Source organism: Streptomyces sp. NPDC037083 (assembly GCF_055606485.1).
The window spans coordinates 498,968-524,649 of the sequence record NZ_JBVJSQ010000001.1 but is presented as its reverse complement, the minus strand read 5'-3'; the positions used below and the strand labels follow the sequence as shown (position 1 = coordinate 524,649).

Annotated in this window: 24 protein-coding genes; 14 read left to right on the top strand and 10 right to left on the bottom strand. The window is 71.9% G+C overall.

Annotated features, from left to right (window positions below):
* Positions 1–100 precede the first annotated feature (100 nt).
* Complete coding sequence (locus ACZ7DE_RS02430) at positions 101–538, bottom strand: gamma-glutamylcyclotransferase family protein (protein WP_470757072.1); 438 nt, start codon at positions 536–538, stop codon at positions 101–103.
* Positions 539–634: 96 nt separating this feature from the next.
* Here ACZ7DE_RS02430 and ACZ7DE_RS02425 point away from each other — a divergent pair, with 96 nt between their 5' ends.
* Together ACZ7DE_RS02425 and ACZ7DE_RS02420 are read left to right on the top strand one after the other, a co-directional pair.
* Complete coding sequence (locus tag ACZ7DE_RS02425; protein WP_470757070.1) at positions 635–2,083, top strand: NAD(P)H-quinone dehydrogenase; 1,449 nt, start codon at positions 635–637, stop codon at positions 2,081–2,083.
* Between the two features lie 201 nt (positions 2,084–2,284).
* The gene (locus ACZ7DE_RS02420; protein WP_470757068.1) at positions 2,285–3,250 is read left to right on the top strand and encodes a DeoR/GlpR family DNA-binding transcription regulator; all 966 of its coding nucleotides are present in this window, start codon (positions 2,285–2,287) and stop codon (positions 3,248–3,250) included.
* Between the two features lie 213 nt (positions 3,251–3,463).
* Here the strand turns inward: ACZ7DE_RS02420 and ACZ7DE_RS02415 are convergent, their stop codons facing one another.
* On the bottom strand, positions 3,464–5,236 hold the full coding sequence (locus tag ACZ7DE_RS02415; protein ID WP_470757066.1) for an acetyl/propionyl/methylcrotonyl-CoA carboxylase subunit alpha: 1,773 nt from the start codon (positions 5,234–5,236) through the stop codon (positions 3,464–3,466).
* A gap of 383 nt (positions 5,237–5,619) precedes the next feature.
* On the opposite strand from ACZ7DE_RS02415, the gene ACZ7DE_RS02410 reads away from it, so the two are divergent.
* Positions 5,620–6,129, top strand: a complete 510-nt coding sequence (locus tag ACZ7DE_RS02410) for a hypothetical protein (RefSeq protein WP_470757064.1) — start codon at positions 5,620–5,622, stop codon at positions 6,127–6,129.
* Here ACZ7DE_RS02410 and ACZ7DE_RS02405 read toward each other — a convergent pair.
* The 4 genes from ACZ7DE_RS02405 to ACZ7DE_RS02390 all read right to left on the bottom strand — a co-directional run bounded on the left by ACZ7DE_RS02405 (position 6,098) and on the right by ACZ7DE_RS02390 (position 8,864).
* Complete coding sequence (locus ACZ7DE_RS02405) at positions 6,098–6,703, bottom strand: Maf family protein (protein ID WP_470757062.1); 606 nt, start codon at positions 6,701–6,703, stop codon at positions 6,098–6,100. The genes ACZ7DE_RS02410 and ACZ7DE_RS02405 overlap by 32 nt on opposite strands.
* Before the next feature lie 25 nt (positions 6,704–6,728).
* Positions 6,729–6,857: a morphogenic membrane protein MmpB gene (gene mmpB, locus ACZ7DE_RS02400; protein WP_470757060.1), complete on the bottom strand. Its 129-nt coding sequence runs from the start codon at positions 6,855–6,857 to the stop codon at positions 6,729–6,731.
* Between the two features lie 165 nt (positions 6,858–7,022).
* Positions 7,023–7,232 carry an acyl-CoA carboxylase epsilon subunit gene (locus ACZ7DE_RS02395; protein ID WP_470757058.1) on the bottom strand — a complete coding sequence of 70 codons (210 nt, stop codon included), beginning with the start codon at positions 7,230–7,232 and terminating at the stop codon, positions 7,023–7,025.
* A 9-nt stretch (positions 7,233–7,241) separates the two neighbouring features.
* Positions 7,242–8,864: an acyl-CoA carboxylase subunit beta gene (locus ACZ7DE_RS02390; protein ID WP_470757056.1), complete on the bottom strand. Its 1,623-nt coding sequence runs from the start codon at positions 8,862–8,864 to the stop codon at positions 7,242–7,244.
* Positions 8,865–8,975: 111 nt separating this feature from the next.
* On the opposite strand from ACZ7DE_RS02390, the gene ACZ7DE_RS02385 reads away from it, so the two are divergent.
* Together ACZ7DE_RS02385 and ACZ7DE_RS02380 are read left to right on the top strand one after the other, a co-directional pair.
* Positions 8,976–9,842: a biotin--[acetyl-CoA-carboxylase] ligase gene (locus ACZ7DE_RS02385; RefSeq protein ID WP_470757054.1), complete on the top strand. Its 867-nt coding sequence runs from the start codon at positions 8,976–8,978 to the stop codon at positions 9,840–9,842.
* A gap of 136 nt (positions 9,843–9,978) precedes the next feature.
* On the top strand, positions 9,979–11,130 hold the full coding sequence (locus tag ACZ7DE_RS02380) for an adenylate/guanylate cyclase domain-containing protein (RefSeq protein WP_470757052.1): 1,152 nt from the start codon (positions 9,979–9,981) through the stop codon (positions 11,128–11,130).
* A gap of 175 nt (positions 11,131–11,305) precedes the next feature.
* Here the strand turns inward: ACZ7DE_RS02380 and ACZ7DE_RS02375 are convergent, their stop codons facing one another.
* Positions 11,306–12,007 (bottom strand): hypothetical protein, encoded by a 702-nt coding sequence (locus tag ACZ7DE_RS02375; protein ID WP_470757050.1) that lies wholly within the window; start codon positions 12,005–12,007, stop codon positions 11,306–11,308.
* Positions 12,008–12,217: 210 nt separating this feature from the next.
* Here ACZ7DE_RS02375 and ACZ7DE_RS02370 point away from each other — a divergent pair, with 210 nt between their 5' ends.
* From ACZ7DE_RS02370 to hutH, 3 genes are all read left to right on the top strand, one after another.
* Positions 12,218–13,042 (top strand): enoyl-CoA hydratase/isomerase family protein, encoded by an 825-nt coding sequence (locus ACZ7DE_RS02370; RefSeq protein ID WP_470757048.1) that lies wholly within the window; start codon positions 12,218–12,220, stop codon positions 13,040–13,042.
* Positions 13,043–13,133: 91 nt separating this feature from the next.
* Positions 13,134–14,282, top strand: a complete 1,149-nt coding sequence (locus tag ACZ7DE_RS02365) for a GGDEF domain-containing protein (RefSeq protein WP_470757046.1) — start codon at positions 13,134–13,136, stop codon at positions 14,280–14,282.
* Positions 14,283–14,365: 83 nt separating this feature from the next.
* On the top strand, positions 14,366–15,904 hold the full coding sequence (hutH, locus tag ACZ7DE_RS02360; protein WP_470757948.1) for a histidine ammonia-lyase: 1,539 nt from the start codon (positions 14,366–14,368) through the stop codon (positions 15,902–15,904).
* Between the two features lie 93 nt (positions 15,905–15,997).
* Here the strand turns inward: hutH and ACZ7DE_RS02355 are convergent, their stop codons facing one another.
* The gene (locus ACZ7DE_RS02355) at positions 15,998–16,792 is read right to left on the bottom strand and encodes a hypothetical protein (RefSeq protein ID WP_470757044.1); all 795 of its coding nucleotides are present in this window, start codon (positions 16,790–16,792) and stop codon (positions 15,998–16,000) included.
* A 43-nt stretch (positions 16,793–16,835) separates the two neighbouring features.
* Positions 16,836–17,180, bottom strand: a complete 345-nt coding sequence (locus ACZ7DE_RS02350; protein WP_470757042.1) for an LPXTG cell wall anchor domain-containing protein — start codon at positions 17,178–17,180, stop codon at positions 16,836–16,838.
* Positions 17,181–17,328: 148 nt separating this feature from the next.
* Between ACZ7DE_RS02350 and ACZ7DE_RS02345 the strand changes: the two genes are divergently transcribed.
* From ACZ7DE_RS02345 to ACZ7DE_RS02325, 5 genes are all read left to right on the top strand, one after another.
* Positions 17,329–17,658: a hypothetical protein gene (locus ACZ7DE_RS02345; protein ID WP_470757040.1), complete on the top strand. Its 330-nt coding sequence runs from the start codon at positions 17,329–17,331 to the stop codon at positions 17,656–17,658.
* Positions 17,659–17,860: 202 nt separating this feature from the next.
* Entirely contained in the window at positions 17,861–19,123 is a 1,263-nt protein-coding gene (locus ACZ7DE_RS02340; protein ID WP_470757038.1) for a L,D-transpeptidase, read from the top strand.
* A gap of 145 nt (positions 19,124–19,268) precedes the next feature.
* On the top strand, positions 19,269–20,744 hold the full coding sequence (locus tag ACZ7DE_RS02335; protein ID WP_470757036.1) for an ABC transporter permease: 1,476 nt from the start codon (positions 19,269–19,271) through the stop codon (positions 20,742–20,744).
* 47 nt (positions 20,745–20,791) lie between these two features.
* Positions 20,792–21,478 carry an ABC transporter ATP-binding protein gene (locus ACZ7DE_RS02330; RefSeq protein WP_470757034.1) on the top strand — a complete coding sequence of 229 codons (687 nt, stop codon included), beginning with the start codon at positions 20,792–20,794 and terminating at the stop codon, positions 21,476–21,478.
* A 731-nt stretch (positions 21,479–22,209) separates the two neighbouring features.
* Entirely contained in the window at positions 22,210–23,010 is an 801-nt protein-coding gene (locus tag ACZ7DE_RS02325) for a globin domain-containing protein (RefSeq protein ID WP_470757032.1), read from the top strand.
* Between the two features lie 423 nt (positions 23,011–23,433).
* On the opposite strand, the gene ACZ7DE_RS02320 is transcribed toward ACZ7DE_RS02325, so the two are convergent.
* Positions 23,434–24,333 carry a helix-turn-helix domain-containing protein gene (locus tag ACZ7DE_RS02320; protein WP_470757030.1) on the bottom strand — a complete coding sequence of 300 codons (900 nt, stop codon included), beginning with the start codon at positions 24,331–24,333 and terminating at the stop codon, positions 23,434–23,436.
* Between the two features lie 175 nt (positions 24,334–24,508).
* Between ACZ7DE_RS02320 and ACZ7DE_RS02315 the strand changes: the two genes are divergently transcribed.
* Complete coding sequence (locus tag ACZ7DE_RS02315; protein WP_470757028.1) at positions 24,509–25,549, top strand: NAD(P)-dependent alcohol dehydrogenase; 1,041 nt, start codon at positions 24,509–24,511, stop codon at positions 25,547–25,549.
* The last annotated feature ends 133 nt before the right edge of the window (positions 25,550–25,682 follow it).

Sequence of the window (25,682 nt, the reverse complement as noted above, 5' to 3'; positions counted from 1 at the left end):
GAAGACGTCCTCGTCGGTGAAGACCTCGACGATGAAGATCAACAGCCTGCCACTCACCCGTACGTGTCCCGATGCTCGCCGAGTCCGGAGTCGGCCGAGCTCAGCAGGGCCTCTTGCGCAGCTCCATCACGTAGTCGTGGGGCGCCCCCGCGGATTCCGCCGCGTCGGCGATCTCGCCCAGGTACCGGGCCGACGGCAGCCCGCCCTCGTAGCCGTTCAGCACGTACATCCAGGCGGACTCCTCGCCCTCCAGCGTGTGCACCCGCACCCGGGCGCGCCGGTAGATGCCGAGGCCGACGCCCTCCCAGCGGTCCAGGGAGTCCTCGTCCATGGGGGCGATGTCGTACAGCGCGACGAAGACCTGCGCGCCGGGGTCCTCCACGACCGTGGCCAGCGCTCCCTCCCAGCCCAGCTGCTCCCCGCCGAACGTCAGCCGCCAGCCGTTGAGCCAGCCGGTGGCGCGCATCGGCGAGTGGGGAGCGCGGCGGGTCATCAGCCGCGCGTCGAGGTTGCCGGCGTACGCGGCGTAGAGCGACATGCAAGGAGAGTACGGCAGTCCGCCCAGGCGTCACTCTGGTCACAGTCCCGGCGTCCGCGGCCCCCGGGGCGGTACCACCGCGGCCCGTGCGGGACAATGGAGTACGTGACTCGGATCGTGATCATCGGTGGCGGACCCGGCGGCTATGAGGCTGCCCTGGTGGCCGCGCAGCTCGGCGCGGAGGTGACCGTCGTCGACTGCGACGGTCTGGGCGGAGCGTCGGTGCTGACCGACTGCGTGCCGTCGAAGACTCTCATCGCTACGGCCGAGGTCATGACGACCTTCGACTCGTCGTACGAGGAACTCGGCATCATCGTCGCCGACGACACCCCGCCGCTGGAGCAGGCGGCCCGGGTGGTCGGGGTCGACCTCGGCAAGGTCAACCGCCGTGTGAAGCGGCTCGCGCTCGCCCAGTCGCACGACATCACCGCCTCCGTCACCCGTGCCGGCGCCCGCGTGCTGCGCGGCCGCGGCCGGCTGGAGGGCATGCAGGCCCTCGACGGCTCCCGCAAGGTCGTGGTCGCCGCCGCCGACGGCACCGAGGAGACCCTCACCGCCGACGCCGTCCTGCTCGCCACCGGCGCCCACCCGCGCGAGCTGCCGGACGCGCAGCCCGACGGCGAGCGCATCCTGAACTGGACCCAGGTCTACGACCTCGGCGAGCTCCCCGAGGAGCTCATCGTGGTCGGCTCGGGCGTCACCGGCGCGGAGTTCGCCGGCGCCTACCAGGCCCTCGGCTCCAAGGTCACCCTCGTCTCCTCCCGCGACCGCGTGCTGCCCGGCGAGGACCCGGACGCCGCCGCGGTGCTCGAGGACGTCTTCCGCCGCCGCGGCATGAACGTCATGGCCCGCTCGCGCGCCGAGTCCGCCAAGCGGGTGGGCGACCGGGTCGAGGTGACCCTGGCCGACGGCCGGGTCATCACCGGCTCGCACTGCCTCATGGCCGTCGGCGCCATCCCCAACAGCGCGGGGCTGGGGCTGGAGGAGGCGGGCGTCAAGATCCGCGAGTCCGGGCACATCTGGACCGACAAGGTCAGCCGGACCACCGCCCCGGGCGTGTACGCGGCCGGTGACGTGACCGGGATCTTCGCCCTGGCCTCCGTCGCCGCCATGCAGGGCCGCATCGCCATGTACCACTTCCTCGGCGACGCGGTGGCCCCGCTCAACCTCAAGACCGTCTCCTCGAACGTCTTCACCGACCCCGAGATCGCCACCGTCGGCTACAGCCAGGCCGACGTCGACGGCGGCAAGATCGACGCTCGGGTCGTGAAGCTGCCGCTGCTGCGCAACCCGCGCGCCAAGATGCAGGGCATCCGCGACGGCTTCGTCAAGATCTTCTGCCGGCCCGGCACCGGGATCGTCGTCGGCGGCGTGGTCGTCGCGCCGCGCGCGTCGGAACTGATCCACCCCATCTCGATCGCCGTCGACAACAATCTGACGGTCGAACAGATCGCGAACGCCTTCACCGTGTACCCCTCCCTTTCGGGGTCGATCGCGGAGGTGGCGCGACAGCTGCACACCCGCAAGACCGCGGGCGAGGGCTGACGGTCCGTTTCGGCGGCGCGCCGGACTCCCCGCTGGTCATGGGGAGTTGACGGAGTGCCGTCGCCGGGTCGCCGGACAGTGCGGCAGGCATAGTCGCCGGAAGTGGGTCTTATACCACTCCCCGTCCCCCTGTGCGAACAACTTCTACTATTCGGCGCAAAGAGCTGAAAGCAGACGGTCGTCCGCGTTACTGTCAGTTTCGTGTTCGCTGCAGAACGTCGTCAATTGATCCTCGAAATGGTGCGAGCGAACGGGGCCGTGTCGCTCCGTGAACTCGCCCGCGTCGTCCAGACCTCCGAAGTGACCGTGCGGCGGGACGTGCGCGCACTGGAGGCAGAAGGACTCCTCGACCGCCGGCACGGCGGTGCGGTATTGCCGGGCGGGTTCACGCGAGAGTCCGGCTTTCCGCAGAAATCCCATCTCGCGACCGCCGAGAAGACCGCCATCGCGGACCTCGCCGCCAACTTCGTCGAAGAGGGCGAGGCCATCGTGGTCGGGGCGGGCACCACGACACAGGAGCTGGCCCGCCGGCTCGCCCGGGTGCCCGGGCTGACCGTCGTCACCAACTCTCTTCTGGTGGCCCAGGCGTTGGCCCATGCCAACCGGGTCGAGGTCGTGATGACCGGCGGCACCCTGCGCGGCTCCAACTACGCCCTGGTGGGCAGCGGCGCCGAGCAGTCCCTGCAGGGCCTGAGGGTGTCCCGCGCCTTCCTCTCCGGGAGCGGACTGACCGCCGAGCGCGGGCTGTCCACGTCCAACATGCTGTCGGCGTCCGTGGACCGGGCGCTGGTGCAGGCCGCCGCCGAGGTCGTGGTCCTCGCCGACCACACCAAGCTCGGCACGGACACCATGTTCCAGACAGTGCCCACGGACCTCATCACCCGTCTGGTGACCGACGAGCCGCCCGCGCACGACGACCGCGCCGCCACCGAGCTGCAGGCCCTCGCGGACCAGGGGGTGCAGATCGCCGTGGCCGGGGCGACGGGAAGCCAGGGGGGTGACGCGGTCCCGGCGCGCCACCAGCAGCAGCGTCGGGACGTACCGCTGCCCGCGCCGCGCCGGGGGCAGATCCCCGGATCCGCGGGGGCGCTGCGCGCGTCGTCGGTGATGGGCGAGCAGTCCTCCGGCGGGGAGCGGGCGCGGGTCGCGGACCTGCGTCGCCGCTGACGGCCCCGGCGGTCGGGCGGCCGGTGCCGCCCCTCGGAGGCTCCGCTCCCGGACCTCCGTTCCGCCCTGGAAGGGCAGCGCCCTCGGGCGCCGGACGGGCCGGTCCTGCCGACCGGTGCTGAGCGAACTGGTGGACCGGGTGCGTCAGTCGGGGCCGTGAACGCGGCGAGGCGCCCGGTGGACCGGGCGCCTCGACACGATTGATCGCCGGGATCAGTCCTTGATCTCGCAGATCGCGGCGCCCGAGGTGATGGACGCCCCGACCTCCGCGACGAGGCCCTTGACGGTGCCCGAGCGGTGGGCGTTGAGCGGCTGCTCCATCTTCATCGCCTCGAGGACGACGACCAGGTCGCCCTCCTTGACCTCCTGGCCCTCCTCGACGGCCACCTTGACGATGGTGCCCTGCATCGGAGAGGCGAGGGTGTCGCCGGAGGCCACCGGGCCGGACTTCTTGGCCGCGCGGCGCTTGGGCTTGGCGCCCGCCGCGAGGCCCGTGCGGGCCAGGCTCATGCCGAGCGAGGACGGGAGGGAGACCTCCAGGCGCTTGCCGCCGACCTCGACGACGATCGTCTCGCGGTCCGAGTCGTCCTCGGCCTCGGCGTCGGCCGGGGCCGTGAAGGCGGGGATCTCGTTGACGAACTCGGTCTCGATCCACCGGGTGTGAACCGTGAACGGGTCCTGGCTGCCGGTGAGTTCGGGGGCGAACGCCGGGTCCCTGACCACCGCGCGGTGGAACGGGATCGCCGTGGCCATGCCCTCGACCTGGAACTCCTCCAGCGCGCGGGCCGCCCGCTGGAGCGCCTGCTCACGGGTGGCGCCGGTGACGATCAGCTTGGCGAGGAGCGAGTCCCACGCCGGGCCGATCACGCTGCCGGACTCGACGCCCGCGTCCAGGCGCACGCCCGGGCCGGACGGCGGGGCGAACGCGGTGACCGTGCCGGGGGCCGGGAGGAAGTTGCGCCCCGGGTCCTCGCCGTTGATGCGGAACTCGAACGAGTGACCGCGCAGCTCCGGGTCGCCGTAGCCGAGCTCCTCGCCGTCGGCGATGCGGAACATCTCGCGGACGAGGTCGATGCCGGCGACCTCCTCGGTGACCGGGTGCTCGACCTGGAGGCGGGTGTTGACCTCCAGGAACGAGATCGTGCCGTCGAGGCCGACGAGGAACTCGACGGTGCCGGCGCCGACGTAACCGGCCTCCTTCAGGATGGCCTTGGAGGAGGAGTACAGCTCGGCGACCTGCGCCTCGGAGAGGAACGGCGCCGGGGCCTCCTCGACCAGCTTCTGGTGGCGGCGCTGGAGGGAGCAGTCACGGGTGGACACGACGACCACGTTGCCGTGACGGTCGGCCAGGCACTGCGTCTCCACGTGCCGCGGCTTGTCCAGGTAGCGCTCGACGAAGCACTCGCCCCGGCCGAAGGCGGCGACCGCCTCGCGGACGGCCGAGTCGTACAGCTCGGGCACCTCTTCGAGGGTGCGGGCGACCTTGAGGCCGCGACCGCCGCCGCCGAAGGCCGCCTTGATGGCGATCGGCAGCCCGTGCTCCTCGGCGAAGGCGACGACCTCGTCGGCGCCGGACACCGGGTCGGGCGTGCCGGCCACCAGGGGCGCGCCGGCCCGCTGGGCGATGTGCCGGGCGGCGACCTTGTCGCCGAGGTCGCGGATGGCCTGCGGGGGCGGGCCGATCCAGATCAGGCCCGCGTCCAGGACCGCCTGCGCGAACTCGGCGTTCTCCGAGAGAAAGCCGTAGCCGGGGTGGACGGCGTCGGCACCGGACTCCCGCGCCGCGTTCAGCACCTTCTCGATGTCGAGATAGCTGGTCGCCGGGGTGTCACCGCCCAGGGCGAACGCCTCATCCGCGGCGCGGACATGCAGAGCGTCCCGGTCCGGGTCTGCGTACACGGCCACGCTCGCGATGCCGGCATCCCGGCACGCCCGGGCAACGCGGACTGCGATTTCGCCACGGTTGGCGATGAGCACCTTGCGCACGATTGAGGCTCCCTCCTTGAAACAAGCCGAGTTTAGGGACTGCCGACACGGCTCTACGACCCGTCCCCAAAGGTGAGCTTGCCCACACGGAGCGTGATGCCAGGCTCACTCGACCCTGAAATCCCTCGTAGTACCGCCGTACGCAGCACTCCTGTGGGAAACCCTAGCCCTCCGATGTGGTCAAGGTCTCTGTGAGGGCGTGCTGCGGCCCACTCCGTTTCTTTGTGGAGTCCCTACGAATGGCCCAATGATTCTTTGCCGCCCGCAGAACCCTTGTCCCGCGGTTTACCCGTTAGTAGCGTTCAGGATGTCTCGAACGTACTTGAGGTAACAGCTAGCTTGCCCGGACTCGCTGAAGTCGGGCTCGAAGGTGGGTGGGGACGGTGGTACGCAGACCGGTGGCGTGGATCGTGGCGATCGTGCTCTTCGTGGAGGCGGTCGGCATCGCCGCGCTGAACTGGTTCGTGGGCGTCGTGGTGGACCGGCAGGACATGTCCCTGGCAGGTCTGGACCCGGACGTCATGTCCACGTCCTCGAAGGTCGGCGGCATCGTCTTCGGCCTCTACTTCGCCCTGTGCGGCGTCGTGGCCCTGCTGGTGGCCCTGCGCGACCGCGCGCCCGCCGGCCTCGGCCGGATCCTGCTGATCAGCGCCGCCGTCGTGCACGGCCTGCTGGGCGCCTTCGCCTGGGGGCTGCTGGGCGTGACCCAGTTCGCGTTCATGGTGGCCGTGCTCGCCCTGATCGTGCTGCTGCTGATGACCTACGACGCCCAGCAGCGGCCCGCGGCCAAGACGCCCGAGGACGGCAGGGGCGACGACGGCGGCTCGCCCGTCACGCCCCCGCCCACCGCGCCCCAGCCGGTCACGCCTCCGACGGCGCCCACAACTCCGTGATGCCGACCCCCAGTTGCCCCAGCAGTCGGCGCACGAGGGGCAGGCTGATGCCGATGACGTTGCCGTGGTCGCCGTCGATGCCGTCGATGAACGGGGCCGAGCGGCCGTCGAGGGTGAACGCCCCGGCGACGTAGAGGGGCTCGCCCGAGGCGACGTACGCCGCGACCTCCTCGTCCGTCGGCTCGCCGAAGCGGACGACGGTGGACGCGGTGGCGGAGGCGTAGCGCCCGCTGACGGTGTCGTAGACGCAGTGCCCGGTCTGGAGGGTCCCGGCCCGGCCGCGCATCGCCTTCCAGCGCGCCGTGGCCTCCACCGCGTCCGCCGGCTTGCCCAGCGCCTCGCCGTCCAGGTCGAGCACCGAGTCGCAGCCGATCACCAGAGCGCCCTTGACCTCGGGCCTGGCGGCCACGACGGAGGCCTTGGCCTCGGCCAGGGCGAGCGCCAGCTCGGCCGGGGTGGGGGCGGTGACGGCGTCCTCGTCGACCCCGCTCACGATCACCTCGGGTGCGAGGCCGGCCTGCCGCAACAGGTTCAGCCGGGCGGGGGACTGGGAGGCGAGGACGAGTCGGCGCATGCGGTCAGCCTAGCGGCGGCGCGCTTCACCTGACACCCAGCACGATCATGGCGATCACCATGGCCAGAGCGAGGAAGAAGCCCAGTCTCCGCAGGGTCTCCTGCATGTCGCGGAGTTCTTCGGGGGGCTCGTTCTCAGGGTCGGACCACAGCATGCCACCAGCGTGGGGCCGGGCCGGGGGGTGGCGCCTGAGTACCCGTACTCAAGTTGTGGGCCCGCAGTCGTTCACCGGATGTTCGGTTGTCGTTCGACTGCGGGCCGTGGGGGCGGGTGCGTAGTTCCCCGCCTCCCTGAAAGCGACAAGCAGGGTGGGTTGCGCTCAGCTCGGCCAGTAGGTCCGGGTCCAGGACGCCTGGCCGGGGTGCGGGACGCGCTGTCCCGCGATGCGGGCGGGGTCGGACCACGCGTCCCTCGGGGGCTCCGCGCCGGACGGCGTCTCCGCGGCCGCCGCGGCGCGGGCCCGGACCACCGCCAGGGCGGCGGCGAGCTCCTCGGGGGTCGGATTGCCCCGTACGACCTTGATCGTCACAGCGGCTCCTTAGAGGGGGATGTTGCCGTGCTTCTTCGGCGGGAGGGATTCCCGCTTGGTGCGCAGCTGACGCAGGCCGCGCACGATGTGCCGGCGCGTGTCGGACGGCATGATCACCGAGTCCACGTACCCGCGTTCGGCCGCGACATAGGGGTTGAGGAGGGTGTCCTCGTACTCCCGGATCAGCCGGGCGCGCACCGCCTCCAGGTCCTCGCCGTTGGCCTGCGCCTCGGCGATCGTGCGCCGGTGCAGGATGTTGACCGCGCCCTGGGCGCCCATGACGGCGATCTGGGCGGTCGGCCAGGCCAGGTTGAGGTCGGCGCCCAGGTGCTTGGAGCCCATGACGTCGTAGGCGCCGCCGAAGGCCTTGCGGGTGATGACGGTGATCAGCGGAACCGTGGCCTCGGCGTAGGCGTAGATCAGCTTGGCGCCGCGCCGGATGATGCCGTCGTGCTCCTGGTCGACGCCGGGCAGGAAGCCGGGCACGTCCACGAAGGTGATCACCGGGACGTTGAAGGCGTCGCAGGTGCGCACGAACCGGGCCGCCTTCTCGGAGGCCGTGATGTCCAGACAGCCCGCGAACTGCATCGGCTGGTTGGCGACGATGCCCACCGGGTGACCCTCGACCCGGCCGAAGCCGGTGAGGATGTTCGGCGCGAACAGCGCCTGCGTCTCGAAGAACTCGGCGTCGTCCAGGACGTGTTCGATCACGGCGTGCATGTCGTACGGCTGGTTGGCGCTGTCCGGCACGATGGAGTCCAGCTCCAGGTCCTCGTCGGTGACGGACAGGTCCGCCTCCTCCGGGAACACCGGCGCCTCGCTGAGGTTGTTGGACGGCAGGTACGACAGCAGCTGCTTGACGTACTCGATGGCGTCCTTCTCGTCGCCGGCCATGTGGTGCGCCACGCCCGAGGTCGAGTTGTGGGTGCGCGCGCCGCCGAGCTCCTCGAAACCGACGTCCTCGCCGGTGACCGTCTTGATGACGTCGGGGCCTGTGATGAACATGTGCGAGGTCTGGTCGACCATCACCGTGAAGTCGGTGATGGCGGGGGAGTAGACCGCGCCGCCCGCGCACGGGCCGACGACCAGCGAGATCTGCGGGATGACCCCGCTCGCATGGGTGTTGCGGCGGAAGATCTCGCCGTACGCGCCCAGGGAGGCCACACCCTCCTGGATGCGGGCGCCGCCGGAGTCGTTGATGCCGATGACCGGACAGCCGGTCTTCAGCGCGAAGTCCATCACCTTGACGATCTTCTGGCCGTAGACCTCGCCCAGCGCTCCGCCGAAGACCGTGAAGTCCTGGGAGAACACGGCGACCGGACGGCCGTCGACCGTGCCGTAGCCGGTCACGACGCCGTCCCCGTACGGGCGGTTCTTCTCCAGGCCGAAGTTGGTGGAACGGTGCCGGGCGAACTCGTCCAACTCGACGAAGGAACCGTCGTCGAGGAGCAGCTCGATCCGCTCACGGGCCGTCAACTTGCCCTTGGCGTGCTGTTTCTCGACGGCGCGTTCCGAACCGGCGTGCGTCGCTTCCTGGATGCGGCGCTGGAGATCCGCGAGTTTGCCCGCGGTGGTGTGGATGTCGATCCCTTGGGTCTCTTGGATCTCGTGGCGCTCTTCCGGCTCGGACATCGGGATCGCGGCTCCCTGCCTGCTCAAAAGGGGGGACGGTTACTCATCCGTAGAGTAGTGCTGCCCCTACGGATCGGCAGTGCGGCATTCGACACACCTAGGCTGGCTTGCATGACACCGCGAGATGCAGCAGACGCAGGCGGCGGCCGGTGGTCCGATCTGGACCGCCCGCCCCTCGACGTGACGGCCCTGCGCCGGGCGCTGGTACGGCAGGGCGGACTGTGGTCGGGGCTGGAGCTGGTGCAGCGCACCGGATCCACCAACTCCGACCTGGTCGCGGCGGCGGGCGCGGGCAAGGCGGACGAGGGCGCCGTCCTCGTGGCCGAGGAACAGACGGCGGGCCGCGGCCGCCTGGACCGCCAGTGGACCGCGCCCCCTCGCTCCGGGCTGTTCTTCTCCGTGCTGCTCACCCCCGCCGAGGTGCCGGTGGCCCGCTGGGGCTGGCTGCCGCTGCTCACCGGCGTCGCCGTGGCGACGGGACTGGCGAGGGCGGCCGGCGTCGACACGGCACTCAAATGGCCCAACGACCTCCTGGTGACCGTCGGCGGGGAGGAACGCAAGGCCGGCGGCATCCTCGCGGAGCGGGCCGGACAGGACGCCGTGGTCGTCGGCGTCGGCATCAACGTCTCCCTGCGCGCGGAGGAACTCCCGGTGCCGCAGGCGGGCTCGCTGGCGCTGGCCGGCGCGGTGAGCACGGACCGCGACACGCTGCTGCGGAGCGTCCTGCGGTCGCTGGAGGAGTGGTACGGGCGCTGGCGGGCGGCCGGCGGCGACCCCGCGGCCAGCGGTCTGCAGGAGACGTACGCGGCCGGGTGCGCGACCCTGGGACGAACGGTACGGGCCGAGTTGCCGGGAGACCGGTCGCTCGTCGGAGAGGCGGTCGCGGTCGACGGCGACGGACGGCTGGTGATCGCCACGGGAGAAGGGGTACAGGAGCCGGTGGGCGCGGGCGACATCGTCCATCTGCGACCGGCGTGAGGTCGCTGCCCCCCGGTTCACGACGTGGCCGGGAGACATGTCCCCCGCCGAACCGAACGGAGTGAGCTGGCGCACACCTGCCGTAGAGTTGAGGCCGGTCGATACATGACCGCGGAAGATCGGAAGGGCAGCAGGCGTGACCGTCGACGACACGGGCTCCGGCGCGGGCGCGGACGGCCGGGTAAACCTGCCGGCCGCCGAACCCGGCGAGCCGGGCGACCCCGGTGAGGACCCGCATCCTCTGGCACTGCGCCTCGAACAGCTCATCCTCGGCGCCGAGCGGCGCTACACCCCCTTTCAGGCCGCCCGCAGCGCCGGCGTCTCCATGGAGCTGGCGTCGCGTTTCTGGCGGGCCATGGGCTTCGCCGACATCGGGCAGGCCAGGGCGCTCACAGAGGCCGACGTGCTCGCCCTGCGGCGACTGGCGGGTCTCGTCGAGGCGGGGCTGCTGAGCGAGGCGATGGCCGTCCAGGTGGCGCGGTCCACCGGGCAGACCACCGCCCGGCTGGCGGAGTGGCAGATCGACTCCTTCCTGGAGGGCCTGACCGAGCCGCCCGAGCCGGGGATGACCCGCACCGAGGTCACGTACCCCATCGTCGAGCTGCTCCTGCCCGAGCTGGAGGAGTTCCTCGTCTACGTCTGGCGGCGCCAGCTCGCCGCCTCGGCGGGGCGGGTCGTGCAGGCCGCGGACGACGAGGAGATGGTCGACCGGCGGCTGGCCGTGGCCTTCGCGGACCTGGTCGGCTTCACCCGGCTGACCCGTCGGATGGAGGAGGAGGAACTCGGCGAACTCGTCGAGGCCTTCGAGACGACCGCCGCCGACCTGGTGGCCGCCCGTGGCGGCCGCCTGATCAAGACGCTCGGCGACGAGGTGCTGTACGCGGCCGACGACGCGGGCATCGCCGCCGACATCGCGCTGCTGCTGGTCGAGACGATGAGCAACGACGAGACGATGCCCGAGCTGCGCGTCGGCATGGCGTTCGGCACGGTCACCACCCGGATGGGCGATGTCTTCGGCACGACGGTCAACCTGGCGTCCCGGCTGACGTCGATAGCTCCCCGCGACGCCGTCCTGGTCGACAGCGCCTTCGCCGAGGAACTGATCCGCACCGGCGACGCTCCGGCCTCGGAGGCGGAGGCCGCGGAGGAGGCGGCCGCCGCGGAGAAGGAGGGCGAGGAGCCGCCGAAGTACCGCTTCGCGCTGCAGCCGATGTGGCAGCGGCCGGTCCGTGGCCTCGGCGTGGTCGAGCCCTGGCTGCTCACCCGCCGCAACGACACGGACGACTAGCGACTGTCGTTCGGACGGGGCGCAGGACGGCCGCGGGGCCACCGGGCGCCGACGGGTGGGGTCGCGTGCCCGACCCGCGTCCGCGGTCCGATCCGCACGACAGGCCCCGAGGGCGCAGCGACGCCGGTGGGCCGTCGGCGGCTCGAGCCGCACGCACAGCAGCGCCGTCGGCCTGTCAGAGCTTCGGTACTGCGGCCCCCAGCGGGTCCACGCACAGGCCGACGACCGGAACGCAGACGCCCGGCTGCCGGGGCGCTCCGGAGCCCTCCGGCCGGGGCTCGGGCGCCGTCGTGGCCGGGGCGGGAGCCGGTGTCGCCGTGGGCCTCGGGGTCGGGGCGGTGGTCGCGGTGGGCGCCGGGCGCGGGGCCTCGCGGGTCCGTGGCGCGGGCGTCGCGCCGGGTGTGGCCGGGGTGTAGGTGGCGCCGGGGGTGAGGGCGACGGACGTCGGCGAGCCCGGGGCGCCCGGGAGCAGGCCGCCCTCGGGGGTCCGGCCGGGGCTCGCGCCGCCCATGGCGCTGGGCGCGGTCGGGGTGGGCGCGACGGTGGCCGCGGTGTCGACCGTGTGGCCGGCGCCGGTGTCGGCCTCCGTGCTCGCGACGGGGTCGGGCTGGGGTTCGGCCCCGGCGGCGCCGACACCGCCGGCACCGTCCGCGCCGGGCGTCAGCCGCACGAAGCTCAGCACCCCTGCCGCCAGGGCGAGGCCGCCGGCGGCGAACAGCACCTTGTGCGGGCGGGGCCGGCGATGCCGGCCGCGTGGGCGCGGCGCCCAGGGCCGGTCGGCCTCGGCCTCCACCGGTGCGGTCACGTCCTGTGCCGTCAGGTCCTGTGCCCTCACGTCCTGTGCCGTCCGGTACGGCCCGGTCCGCGTGCTCGTCATCGCGTTTCCTCCCCGATGCGTCGCGCCCCCGACGCGCCGGGGCGGACGCACGTTATGCGCTCCTGTGGGCGGTGCGGGGCGAGTTGGGCGGGATGTCACTCGAACGGGTGGGCGGGGGTTGTGGGCGAGGACCGGTTCACTCTTTCGCTCACGGGCCCCGGCTGGAATGATCGGAGCACAGTTGTTAACCATCGTTAACCGGAGGGTCTCGTGAGCGGTGTCGTGGGTGTCGGGGGCGAGGAGCGGTTCGGGGAGTTCGTGCTGGTGCGGCGGCACGGGGACGGCGGGCATGTCGCGGAGCTGGCCCTCGACCGGCCCAAGGCCATGAACGCCGTCTCCACCGACATGGCCCGGTCGATCGCCGGGGCGTGCGCGGCGCTGGGCGAGGACCGGGACGTCCGGGTGGTCGTGCTGACCTCGACGCACGAGCGGGCGTTCTGCGTCGGCGCGGATCTCAAGGAGCGCAACTCCCTCAGCGACGCCGAGCTGGTCCGCCAGCGGCCGCTCGCGCGCGGGGCGTACACCGGCGTGCTGGAGCTGCCGGTCCCCACGGTGGCGGCGGTGCACGGCTTCGCGCTGGGCGGCGGCTTCGAGCTGGCGCTGGCCTGCGACCTGATCGTGGCCGACGGCACCGCCGTGGTGGGGCTGCCCGAGGTCTCGGTGGGCGTGATCCCCGGCGGGGGCGGGACACAGCTGCTGCCGCGCCGGGTGGGCGCGGCCCGCGCGGCCGAGCTGATCTTCACGGCGCGCCGGGTGGCGGCGGCCGAGGCGCGGGAGCTGGGACTGGTGGACGTCCTGGTGGACGAGGGTCGGGACCGGGAGGAGGCGCTCGCGCTGGCCGCCCGCATCGGCGGCAACTCGCCGGTGGGCCTGCGGGCGGCGAAGCGGGCGCTGCGGCTGGGGCAGGGTCTGGACCTGCGGGCCGGGCTCGAGGTCGAGGACGCGGCCTGGCGGTCGGTGGCGTTCTCGGGGGACCGGGCGGAGGGGGTCGCCGCGTTCAACGAGAAGCGGAAGCCGCAGTGGCCCGGCGAGTGAGTGTGCCGAGGCGGCCGCTGTCACTCTAAGTGCCCCCTTCGTGTCTCTTTTTCACCCATATATCCCTAGTCTGGGGTAATGGGTGAGGGCAATGGGTGAGGACAGGCGCCTCGTGGCCGTGGTCGCGCTCGCGCAGGGGATGGCGGCCGCGCGCACCCCCCGCGAGTCGTGGCGCGCGGCGGCGCTCGGCGCGTGTCGGGCGCTGTCCGGGGGCTTCGCCGCACTCTCGGTGTGGGAACGCGACCTGGGGCGGCTGCGCGTCCTGGTCAACGTGGGGGACCGGGCCGCCGACGAGGACGAGTTCCCGGAGGACGAGGCCTATCCGGTGCACCAGTTCCCCGAGATCACCGAGTTCCTGCACGAGCGCTGGGCGGCCGGCGGTGAGCCCAACGCCTGGGTGGAGACGGCACAGGGGCTCGCCGCGGGCCGCCCCGGCTACTGCCACCAGCGGGTGGCCGCGCTGCGCCGCCGGGGCCGGGGCTCCTGTGTGGTCGCGCCGATCGTGCTGCACGGCAGGGCCTGGGGCGAGCTGTACGTGGCCCGCTCGGCGGGGACACCCGTCTTCGACCGCGCCGACGCCGACTTCGCGACCGTCCTGGCCGCCGTCGTCGCGGCCGGGCTCGCCCAGACCGAGCGGCTGGAGGAGGCCCGCCGGCTCGCCTTCACCGACGCCCTGACCGGTCTGGCCAACCGCCGGGCCGTCGACGTCAGGCTGGAGGAGGCGGTCGAGCGGCACCGTGCCGAGGGGATCGTCGTCAGTCTGGTCGTGTGCGACCTCAACGGGCTGAAGCGGGTCAATGACACCTGCGGACACGCCGTCGGGGACCGGCTGCTGGAGCGGTTCGGGTCGGTGCTCTCGCTGTGCGGGGCGATGCTGCCCGGCGCGCTGGCCGCCAGGCTCGGCGGGGACGAGTTCTGTCTGCTGGCCGCGGGCCCGCCCGCCGACGACGTCGTCAAGGTCGCCGACGACCTCTGCCGCCGGGCCGGGGAGCTGGAGCTCGGCGAGGGGGTGGCCTGCGGCGTCGCCTCCACCGAGGACCCAATCGGGCCCGTGCGCTCGGCCCGCCGGCTGTTCCGGCTGGCCGACGCCGCCCAGTACCGGGCCAAGGCGGTACGGGCCGGCCGGCCTGTGGTCGCCGGGCGGGAGGGGCCCGACGATCCGGTCGTGCGGCTGGCCGACGAGCCGCCGTCGACGCGGGAGGGGATCGCCGAGCGGCGCAGGTTCCGAGGGCGGCCATGACGGTGTGACGCATCGGTAAGGGGCGAACCCCGCCCCCACTGGTGACATCCCCGTCTTCAGTCACTACGCTCCTGAATATGGATATGCACACTGTGGTGGTGGGGACGTCCGGGGCGACCGCGTCCGACGTGCTCGCCGTGGCGCGCGGCGGCGCCCGGGTCGAACTCTCCGGCGAGGCGGTGGCGGCCCTCGCCGCGGCCCGCGAGATCGTGGACGCGCTGGCGGCCAAGCCCGAGCCCGTCTACGGCGTCTCCACCGGGTTCGGCGCCCTCGCCACCCGGCACATCAGCCGGGAACTCCGCGCCCAGCTGCAGCGCAACATCGTCCGCTCGCACGCCGCCGGCATGGGCCCGCGGGTCGAGCGCGAGGTCGTCCGGGCGCTGATGTTCCTGCGGCTGAAGACCGTCTGCTCCGGGCGCACCGGAGTCCGGCCCGAGGTCGCGCAGACCATGGCCGACATCCTCAACGCCGGCATCACCCCGGTCGTGCACGAGTACGGCTCGCTCGGCTGCTCCGGCGACCTGGCCCCGCTCTCGCACTGCGCCCTCACCCTGATGGGCGAGGGCGACGCGGAGGGCTCGGACGGCGTGGTGCGGCCCGCCGGCGAACTGCTCGCCGAGCACGGCATCGCCCCCGTCGAGCTGCGCGAGAAGGAGGGCCTGGCGCTCCTCAACGGCACCGACGGCATGCTCGGCATGCTGGTCATGGCCCTCGCCGACCTCGACATGCTCTACAAGTCCGCCGACGTCACGGCCGCGCTCAGCCTCGAGGCGCTGCTCGGCACCGACAAGGTGCTCGCCCCCGAGCTGCACGCCATCCGACCGCACCCGGGACAGGGCGCCTCGGCCGCCAACATGCTGGCGGTGCTGGCGGGTTCGGAACTCACCGGCCACCACCAGGACGACGCCCCGCGCGTCCAGGACGCCTACTCGGTGCGCTGCGCCCCGCAGGTCGCCGGCGCCGGACGCGACACGATGGCCCACGCCCGGCTCGTCGCCGAGCGGGAGCTGGCCTCCGCCGTCGACAACCCGGTGGTGCTCCCGGACGGGCGTGTGGAATCCAACGGCAACTTCCACGGCGCCCCGGTCGCCTACGTCCTGGACTTCCTCGCCATCGCCGTGGCCGACCTCGCCTCCATCGCCGAGCGGCGCACCGACCGGCTGCTGGACAAGAACCGCAGCCACGGACTCCCGCCGTTCCTCGCGGACGACGCAGGCGTCGACTCCGGCCTCATGATCGCCCAGTACACGCAGGCCGCGCTGGTCAGCGAGTTGAAGCGGCTGGCCGTACCGGCGTCCGCCGACTCGATCCCGTCCTCCGCCATGCAGGAGGATCATGTGTCGATGGGCTGGTCCGCGGCCCGCAAGCTGCGCACCGCCGTCGACAACCTGACCCGGGTCATCGCCGTCGAGCTGTACGCGGCCACGCGCGGCGTCGAGCTGCGCGAGGGGCTGACCCCCGCGCCGGCCACCCGGGCGGTCATCGAGGCCGTGCGCAAGGCGGGCGTCCAGGGCCCCGGCCCGGACCGGTTCCTCGCGCCCGACCTCGCGGCCGCCGACGCGTTCGTGCGCGAGGGACGGCTCGTCGCGGCCGTCGAGACGGTCACCGGGCCGCTGCGCTGACGCCGTGAACGACAGGGGCCCTGCCCTCGCGCCATGGACGCGAGGGCAGGGCCCCTGTGTGCAGCGGGAGTTGCCCGAGCCTTGTGCAGCGGGTTACTTGAGCTTCGCGACCTGCGCGTCGACGACGGCGGCGGGGACGGCGGACGACTTGCCGGTGGCCGTGAGCGAGGCGAAGTCCACCGTGTAGAACGAGGCGACGGTGTTGCCCTTGCGGACCACCGTGGTGTGGAAGGTGGCCGAGCCCTCGCCGTCCATGTCGGAGTCGACGGTGAACGCCACGGACTCGTCACCGCTGGTGGCGGACTTCTCCGAGGCCACCTTGGTGATCTTCTGCTTCTCGCCCTGGGCGGTGATGCCGAACCCGCCGGAGCAGGCCGCGACCCCGTCCGAGACGGCCTTGAAGGCCTTCTCGGCGCCGTCGCCCTCGTAGGAGGAGAGGCCCACGAAGGTCATCTTGACCTTGAAGGCGCTCTCGATGTCGGACGCGCTGACGTCCCCGGGGGACTTCGTGGCGGCGGCCGACGCGGTGTCCTCCGTGACGGTGTTGCTCGCGTTCGCCTCCGTGTCGCCCGGCGCGAGTCCGGACATGGCGTAGGCGAGCGGCGCGCACGCCTCCTTGTCGGTCTTCACCACGCTCTTGGAGGCGGGCAGGGTGTCGTCCCCCGAGGTGACCTTGTAGCCCTTGATCTCGCCCTGGGCGAGCAGCAGCTTCTCCAGCTCGGCCTTGGTCAGCGCCTTCGCGTCGGGCGCCGCCGACGAGGCCGACGCGGACGACTTGGAGTCCGCGGTGTCCTTCGACCCACCGTCGGAACAGGCGGTGAGGAGGGAGAGCGACAGTGCGCCGACGGCGGCAGTGGCGCACAACCGCGCCCCCGATGATCTCTTCATGTGGCGAACTATGAAGAAGTCGTCAAAGAACCGTCAAGTCAATTCAAAATCCCAGACGTTCCCGGCGAATCGAATAGAAGACGAAGCCCGCGCCCAGCGTGAGGAGCGTGGTCCCGCCCACGACGTAGGGGGTCGTGTCGAAGCTGCCGGTGTCGGCGAGCCGGGTCCCGTCGTCGGTCGTGGTCTCGGCCGTGGTCTGGACGGCCGTCCGGGTCGTGACGTCGGTCGTGGTCGTCGACGCGGCCCGTGCCTGGGTTGTGACCTGCGTCGTCGTCTCCGTTCTGACCGGGGCGTCCTGGGACGCGTTGGCGGACGGGACGAACCACAGGGCGCCCAGCAGGGTCCCCGCGGCGGTGGCGGTCAGCAACGGACGGCGAGCGGATGACACGGAATATCGAACCCCTTGTGACGCTGGCGAATTGGCCGTGTGACCCGATGCTAATGAAAGGCGCGGGTCGCGGGAAAGTTGCGGGAGGTGTGAGCCGTACGCTCCGGCCATGAGTACTGAAGAGACATCACGTTTTGTGCGGATTCGCGTGGAAATTCTTCTCGAGGTTCACGACGAGGAGGCCGTCACGGCGGCGGCGCTGCAGCGGCTCGCCGAGGACGTGGAGGTCCCGGACGCCGAGCGCGCGCACGCCGAGAGCGCTGTGACGGAAGACACCGCGGAGGCTCTCGCCTACCTCGTCGACCCCTTCGACCTGGTCGGTGAGGTCGCCGGAGTGGAGCTCCAGCAGGCCTCCTGGTCCAGTGAGCAGGTCGAATACGACCCGGATTCCCCGGAGTGGGACCTCGACGACGATGATGTCGACGAGGATGGGGACCCGGACGACGAGTCCGAGGGTGAAGAGGGCGGCATCGTCTGAGCGTTGCGGGGAAACTCGTGACCCCGGGCGGCAACCGCCGCCCGGGGTTTCGTCGTCTCAGCAGACGCACGAGCCGACACCCGCACCATGCGTGCCACGAACGTGGCATGCCCCACACCTGCGGAGAATGTGGAACGGGACGAACCGGTCGTAGCGTTGAAGGTTTGACGGGGACTCTCGGGGTTTCAGGTATTCGGCAACGATGGAGAAGCGTGTGATGACGGACAGTAGGCGGCGTCGAGGTCTGATGGCCGCGTCCGCCCTGCTCGGCGGTGTTCTGGTGCTCTCTGCGTGTTCCGGCGGCGACGGCGGCGCCTCCGACGGCAAGGGCAGCTCCTCACAGGCCAAGGCCGACGAGGCGGCGGCCAAGAAGTCCTCCGAGGCCCAGATCAAGATCACGCCCGCGGACGGCTCGGACAACGCCTCCATCAACAACTCGGCGGCCGTCACGGTGAGCAAGGGCACGCTCTCCACGGTGACGATGACCTCCACCGACGGCAAGGCGGTCGAGGGCACGCTCTCCGCCGACAAGACGAGCTGGAAGCCGAACTCCCAGCTCGAGCGCTCCACCACCTACAAGGTGGCGGCCGAGGCGAAGGACTCCAACGGCCTCGTGGCCCACGAGAACGCCTCCTTCACCACGGTCTCCCCCGACAACAGCTTCATAGGCAATTTCACGCCGGAGGACGGCTCGACCGTCGGCGTGGGCATGCCGGTGTCGATCAACTTCAACAAGGAGATCACCAACAAGGCCGCCGTCCAGAAGGGCGTCACGGTCACCTCCACCAGTGGTCAGGAGGTCGTCTGTCACTGGTTCTCCACCCAGCGCATGGACTGCCGTCCGCAGGACTACTGGAAGGAGAACTCCACCGTCACGCTGAAGCTCGCGCTCGACGGAGTGGAGGGCGCCAACGGCGTCTTCGGCGTCCAGCAGAAGACGGTCACCTTCAAGATCGGCCGTAACCAGGTCTCCTACGTCGACGCGAAGACCAAGCAGATGAAGGTCACGCACAACGGCGCGGTCATCAAGACCATCCCGATCTCCGCCGGCTCGCCCGACAACAAGACGTACGAAGGCCAGATGGTGATGTCCGAGAAGTTCAAGGAGACGCGCATGAACGGCGCGACCGTGGGCTTCACCGACGACGACGGCAAGGGCGAGTACGACATCAAGGACGTGCCGCACGCCATCCGCCTCACCAACTCCGGCACCTTCGTGCACGGCAACTACTGGGGCGCGAAGTCCATCTTCGGATCGGTGAACACCAGCCACGGCTGCGTGGGCCTGTCCGACACCAAGGGCGCCAACGACAGCGGCACAACGGGCTACTGGTTCTACACCAACTCGATCGTCGGCGACGTCGTGGTCGTCAAGAACACCGGCGACAAGACCGTGTCCCCGGACAACGGCCTCAACGGCTGGAACATGGACTGGGCCCAGTGGAAGGCGGGTTCGGCCGTCTGACGGTCGTCCTCCGACAGTCCGCTCACAGCTTTCCGGTGCCGCCCCCAGGGGCGGCACCGGTGTTTCCGGGGTCCGGCACAGCCTTCTCATCGTTCTCTTATGTCGGCCTTATGCCTTCATCACGCGCCGTACCTACCTTGCGGCCATGTTCTTCACCTACCTGAGGCGCGAACTGCGCCGCCGCAGAAAAGCGGCCCTCGTCGTCGCCTCCGGCCTCGCGCTGGGCATCGCGCTGGTCATCGTGGTCTCCTCCGTGTCGTCCGGCATGGGGAAGGCCCAGGACAAGGTTCTGCAGTCCCTGTACGGCCTGGGCACGGACATGACGGTCACCAAGGCGGCCTCGCCCACCGCGAACGCCTCGGACCGCCCGCGCTTCCGGTTCGACGCACAGGACGCCGACTCCGGCGCGGAGCAGAGCACCGACCGCGTCATGGTGCAGGGCTTCCAGACCCTGCCGACGTCGACCGTCACCAAGGTCGGCGAGCAGAGCGGGGTCTCCGACGCCGTCGGCGGGCTGAGCCTGCGCGTCATCAAGATCAACGGCCAGTTCACCCGCGGCCAGTTCCAGCAGAACGGCGGCGGCAGCGCCACCGGCGGCGGCCAGGGCGGCCCCGGCGGCGGTCAGGGCGGCGCCCCGCAGGGCGAAGTGCAGGGCGGCGGCGCCGACTTCGACGTCGACAACTACTCCGTCTACGGCACCGACGTCACCGAGCCCGAGCTCGGCCCGCTGACCTCCTCCACGATCACCGCCGGCCGCACCTTCAGGACCTCCGAGACCAACGGCAAGGTCGCCGTCGTGGACGCGGCGTACGCCAAGGAGAAGTCCCTCAAGGTCGGCTCCACACTCACCATCAGCGGCGTCAAGCTCTCGGTGATCGGCGTCGCCACCGCCGACAGCGGCGACGCCGCGGCCAACGTCTACATCCCGCTGGCCCAGGCCCAGACCCTCAGCGACTCCAAGAACAAGGTCACCACGATCTACGTCAAGGCGACCGACTCCCAGAAGATCGACAGCGTCAAGTCGACCATCCAGAAGAACGTCTCTGGTACGACCGTGACGACCTCCGCCGACCTCGCGGACACCGTCTCCGGCTCCCTCTCCACGGCCTCCTCCCTCGCCACCAACGTCGGCAAGTGGCTGTCGATCGCGGTCCTCATCGCCGCCTTCCTGGTCGCCGGTCTGCTCACCTCCTCGGCGGTCTCCCGGCGCGTCCGCGAGTTCGGCACGCTCAAGGCGCTCGGCTGGAAGTCCGGCCGGGTCACCCGGCAGGTGGTCGGCGAGGCCATGGTCAACGGACTGCTGGGCGGCGCCCTGGGCATCGCGCTGGGCCTGGCGGGCGCCTACGCCGTGACCGCGATCAGCCCGACGCTGCAGGCCCAGCTGGGCGGCGGCGGGGGCGGCGGCCAGGGCGGTCCCGGCGGCGGGGGCGGCGGCTTCGGCGGCCCCGGTCGCCAGGCGGCGGCCAGGACCCTCGACGTCGCCCTGACGGCTCCGGTGAGCGCCACGACGGTCGCCGTCGCGGTGGGACTCGCGGTGGCCGGCGGCCTGATCGCCGGCGCCTTCGGCGGCTGGCGCGCATCGAGGCTGCGCCCGGCGGACGCGCTGCGCCGCGTCGAGTAGTCGAACCGCCCCCAACCTGCCCACGCACCCCAGGAGTTGTTGTCCCCATGTACGAACTCAGAGGCGTCACCAAGCGCTACACCCGGGGCAAGGACACGGTCCACGCCCTCGACGGCGTCGACCTGACCATCCCGGACGGCGACCGGCTCGTCATCCAGGGCCCCACCGGCGGCGGCAAGTCCACGCTGCTGCAGATGATCGGCGCCCTCGACCGGCCCAGCGAGGGCGAGGTCGTCCTGGACGGCGTCGACCTGGCCAAGCTCTCCGAGGCCAGGCTGACGAAGGTGCGCAGCGAGAACATCGGCTTCGTCTTCCAGTCCTTCAACCTCATCCCGACGCTCAACGCCCAGGAGAACGTCGAGACCGCGCTGGTCCCGCTCGGCGTGAAGGTCAGGGAACGGCGCGAACGGGCCGCCGAGGCGCTGCGGTCGGTGGGCCTGGGCGAGCGCCTCGGACACCTGCCGTCCGAGATGTCCGGCGGCCAGCAGCAGCGCGTCGCGATCGCCCGCGCGCTGGTGAAACAGCCGAAGGTACTGCTCGCCGACGAGCCCACCGGCAACCTCGACGAGGGCATGCGCGACGAGATCATGGACGTGCTGCACACCATGTGGAAGGAGCACGGGCTGACCTTCATCATGGTCACCCACGACTCCGCGATCGCGAAGAAGGCCCCGCGCCTGGCGACGATCCGCAAGGGCAGAATCACGGTGAAGGAAAACGCGGCGACCGCCTGACGTCTGACGCCTGACGGGGGTACCCGCCGCCAGACGCCTGGCCCGGACGGGGCCCACGGCTGCCGGGTCCGTGCCGGGTCCGTGCCGGGTTCGTGCCGGGTCGTTTTGGCCGCTGTCGGGTCTGTTCCGAGGCCGCGTTGGGCCGCTGCCGGGCCCGTGCGCGGCCTTGAAAGGGCCTCCGCCGGGCCGTGTCGTGGCCCCTGTCGGGCCTCGGCTGTGCTCCTGTGGGGCGGCCGCCGGGCCACAGGCCGGCCCCTGCCGCGGCCTTGTCCGGGCCCTGGCCCGGACGGCGCTCACCAGTGCCGGGCCGTGCGCGGCCTGCTGGGCCCGTGCCGTGGCCCTGTCGGGTGACGCGGGGCTCCCGTAGGGCTCCCGCCGGGCTCCCGTCGTGGCTTTTGCGGGGCCCTGGCCCGACGGCGCTCGCTGCTGCCGGGCCGTGCTGGGCTGCTGCCGGGCCCGTGCCGTGGCCCTGACGGGTGACCGCCGGGCGACCGCCGGGCTCCTGTCGTGGCTTCTTCGGGGCCCTGGCTCGGACGGCGCTCGCTGCTGCCGCGCCCGTGCCGTGGCCCTGACGGGTGACGACGGGTGCCCGTCCGGCCAGTGCCCGGTCCCTGCCGTGGCCTGTCGTTCGCGGGCTCGGGCGGACGAGGAGACCGTCGGTTCGCTGAGCGCTGAGCGAACGCCCGCCGGAAGGGGAGCCTCCGGCGGGCCGTTCGTGCTTGCGTGGCCCCATGACGGCACCCGAGACAGATCCGACGCCCACCACGCCCACCACCGTCGAGTACATCCGCTACCGCATCCCGGAGGACCGCTCGGCGGAGTTCCTCGCCGCGTACACCCGGGCCGCGCGGGAGCTCGCGGCCTCGCCGCACTGCGTCGACTACGAACTCGCCCGCTGCGAGGAGGACTTCGGCCACTTCATCCTGCGCATCACCTGGACCTCGACCAAGGACCACCTGGAGGGCTTCCGCACCTCGGACCTGTTCCCCGCCTTCCTCGCGGAGATCCGCCCGTACATCGGCCACATCGACGAGATGCGGCACTACAAGGCCACCTCCGTGCGCGGCGCCGGCTCCGCCGTGCCCACGCTGTACGCATGGGCGGGCGGGGCGGAGGCCTTCGCCCGGCTGACCGAGGCCTTCTACGCCAAGGTGCTCCAGGACGACCTCCTCGCCCCGCTCTTCGCGGGCCTCGCCCCCGAGCACGCCGAGCACGTCGCCCTCTGGCTCGCCGAGGTCTTCGGCGGGCCGCAGACCTACTCCGCGACCCAGGGCGGCCACAGCCACATGGTGGCCAAGCACTTCGGCCGCGGCATCACCGAGCCCCAGCGCCGCCGCTGGGTCAACCTCATCCAGGACGCGGCCGACGAGGCAGGACTGCCCACCGACGCCGAGTTCCGTTCGGCGTTCCTGGCCTACGTCGAGTGGGGCACGCGCCTCGCCGTGCACTTCTCGGGCCCGGACGCCAAACCGCCGGCCGAGCAGCCGGTCCCGAAGTGGGGCTGGGGCGCGGCTCCGCCCTACCAGGGCTGATATCAGGGGACATCCCGGACTGATACCGGAGGACACCAGGCCTGGTACCAGGCGGCAGGGGCGGGGCAGGGCATGGGCCGGCACGGCCGGCACGGCCTCGTCGGCGGGGCGAGCGGACAGAGCGCGTTCGGGCCCGCCCGGCCCCTCCGGGCGCGGTCCGAGGACGCGGCCCGTCGCGGGCGGAAGCGATGCCCGAGGCGGGCGCCCCGGGGCCGGGGCAACCCCGGGGCCGGTGGGCCCACACCGGCGCAGAAGCCCGTACTGGCACAGGGGCCACGCCCAGGCCACAGGGGCCGGCAGTGACGAAGCGGCCCAGGCCGGCGCAGCGGTCCACACCGGTGCAGGGGGCCCTACCGGTGCCGGGCCCGCAGGCGGTGTGGGCGTCCGCACCGGCGGAGGGCCTGCCCCGGGGCAGGGGCTCGTTCAGGCGGACGGCGCCTGCGAACCGGCCCGAGTGGCGTCGGCGCCCCAGCTCGCCAGCAACCGCATCGCCTCCGCCGAGGCCGACCCGGGATCCGCGTGGTACGTCACCATCGTCTGATCGCCGTCACCGCTCAGCCTGAACCCCTCGAAGTTCAGGGCGAGCTCACCCACCAGCGGATGCCTGAGCAGCTTCACGCCGTGGCTCTTCTCCTTGACGTCATGGGTCGCCCACAGCCGCCGGAACTCCTCGCTCTTCACCGACAGCTCGCCCACCAGCGCCGAGAGCCGCGGGTCGTCCGGATGGCAGCCCGCGTCCATCCGCAGGGCGCAGACGATGTCGATCGCCTTCTGCTCCCAGTCCACGAAGAGATCCCGGTAGTCGGGGCGCAGAAAGACCAGCCGGGCCCAGTTGCGCTCCGCCGCCGGCAGCTCCCCCCAGTCCCCGAAGACCGCCGCCGCCGTCCTGTTCCACGCCAGGATCTCCGTGCGCCGCCCGACGACGTACGCCGGCACCGACTCCATCGTGTCCAGCAGTTGCCGCAGCGACGCCCGAACGTGCTGAGGCCGCGCCGTGTGCTTCTTCTTGTGCTTCGGCTTGGCCAGATGGGTGAGGTGGGCGTGCTCGGCGTCCGTCAGCCGCAGCGCGCGGGCGATGGAGTCCAGCACCTCCGCGGACACGTTCCGCCCGTTGCCCTGCTCCAGCCGCGTGTAGTACGCCACCGACACCCCGGCCAGCTGCGCCAGCTCCTCGCGCCGCAGCCCCGGCACCCTGCGGTGCCGGCCGAAGTCGGGCAGCCCCACGTCCTCCGGCTTCAGCCGGGCCCGCCGGCTGCGCAGGAACTCGCTGAGCTCGGCCCGCCGGTCCAGGGAGGCGCCGACGGGTTCGGGGCGTTCGTCCATGCCGTCCAGTATTCACGGTCGTACGCACGGCATCCTGACCCCGCCAGTGGTAGGCACGCCAGACGTACGCAAAGGCGTGACCTGGGTGAATCCCGAGCGCCGGGGCAGGCTGGACGTCGTGCCCGGCCCGAAGGCAGGCCGGGACCAAGCAACCCCCCGCTAGGAGAACCTCGGCATGACCACCGTCGCCGCGTACGCCGCACCCGCCGCCAAGGCTCCGCTGGAGCGCACGACCATCGAGCGTCGTCCCGTCCGCGAGTTCGACGTCCTGATCGACATCGAGTTCGCCGGCATCTGCCACTCCGACATCCACCAGGCCAGGGAGGGCTGGGGAGAGGCGATCTTCCCGATGGTGCCCGGCCACGAGATAGCGGGCGTCGTCTCGGAGGTCGGCCCCGGCGTCACCAGGTTCGCCGTCGGCGACCGGGTGGGCGTCGGCTGCCTCGTCGACTCGTGCCGCGAGTGCGACAACTGCAAGGCCGGCCTGGAGCAGTACTGCACCGGCGGCAGCGTCGGCACGTACAACGCCGTCGGCAAGGACGGCGAGCCCACCTACGGCGGCTACTCGCAGAAGATCGTGGTCGACGAGAACTTCGTCGTCCGCATCCCCGACGGCCTCGCCCTGGACGTCGCCGCGCCGCTGCTCTGCGCCGGCATCACCACGTACTCCCCGCTGAAGCGCTGGAACGCCGGCCCCGGCAAGAAGGTCGCGATCCTCGGCATGGGCGGCCTCGGCCACATGGGCGTCAAGATCGCCCACGCGCTCGGCGCCGAGGTGACCGTCCTGTCCCAGTCGCTGCGCAAGAAGGAGGACGGCCTGAAGCTGGGCGCCGACCACTACTACGCCACCAGCGACGACCAGACCTTCCAGGACCTGCGCGGCACGTTCGACATCATCCTGTCGACGGTCTCGGCCCCGCTGGACTTCAACGCCTACCTGTCGCTGCTGAAGCCGGAGGGTGCGCTGGTGAACGTGGGCGCCCCCGAGGAGCCGATCTCCCTCAACCTCTTCTCGGTGATCGGCGGCGGCAAGACCCTCGCCGGTTCCATGATCGGCGGCATCGCGGAGACCCAGGAGATGCTGGACTTCTGCGCCGAGCACGGCCTGGGCGCCGAGATCGAGCTGATCGGCGCGGGAGAGATCAACGACGCGTACGAGCGGGTCCTCGCCAGCGACGTCCGCTACCGGTTCGTGATCGACGCCTCGACGATCTGACCGTCGTCCGCCCGCCAGGGCCCCCGACGCCGCCCCCGCGCCGGGGGCCCTGGCACACCGGGCGGCCCACCGAGCGCCCATCGGGCGGCCCGGCGCGGGCGAGCGGTCCTCGGTCCTCGGTCCTCGGTCCTCG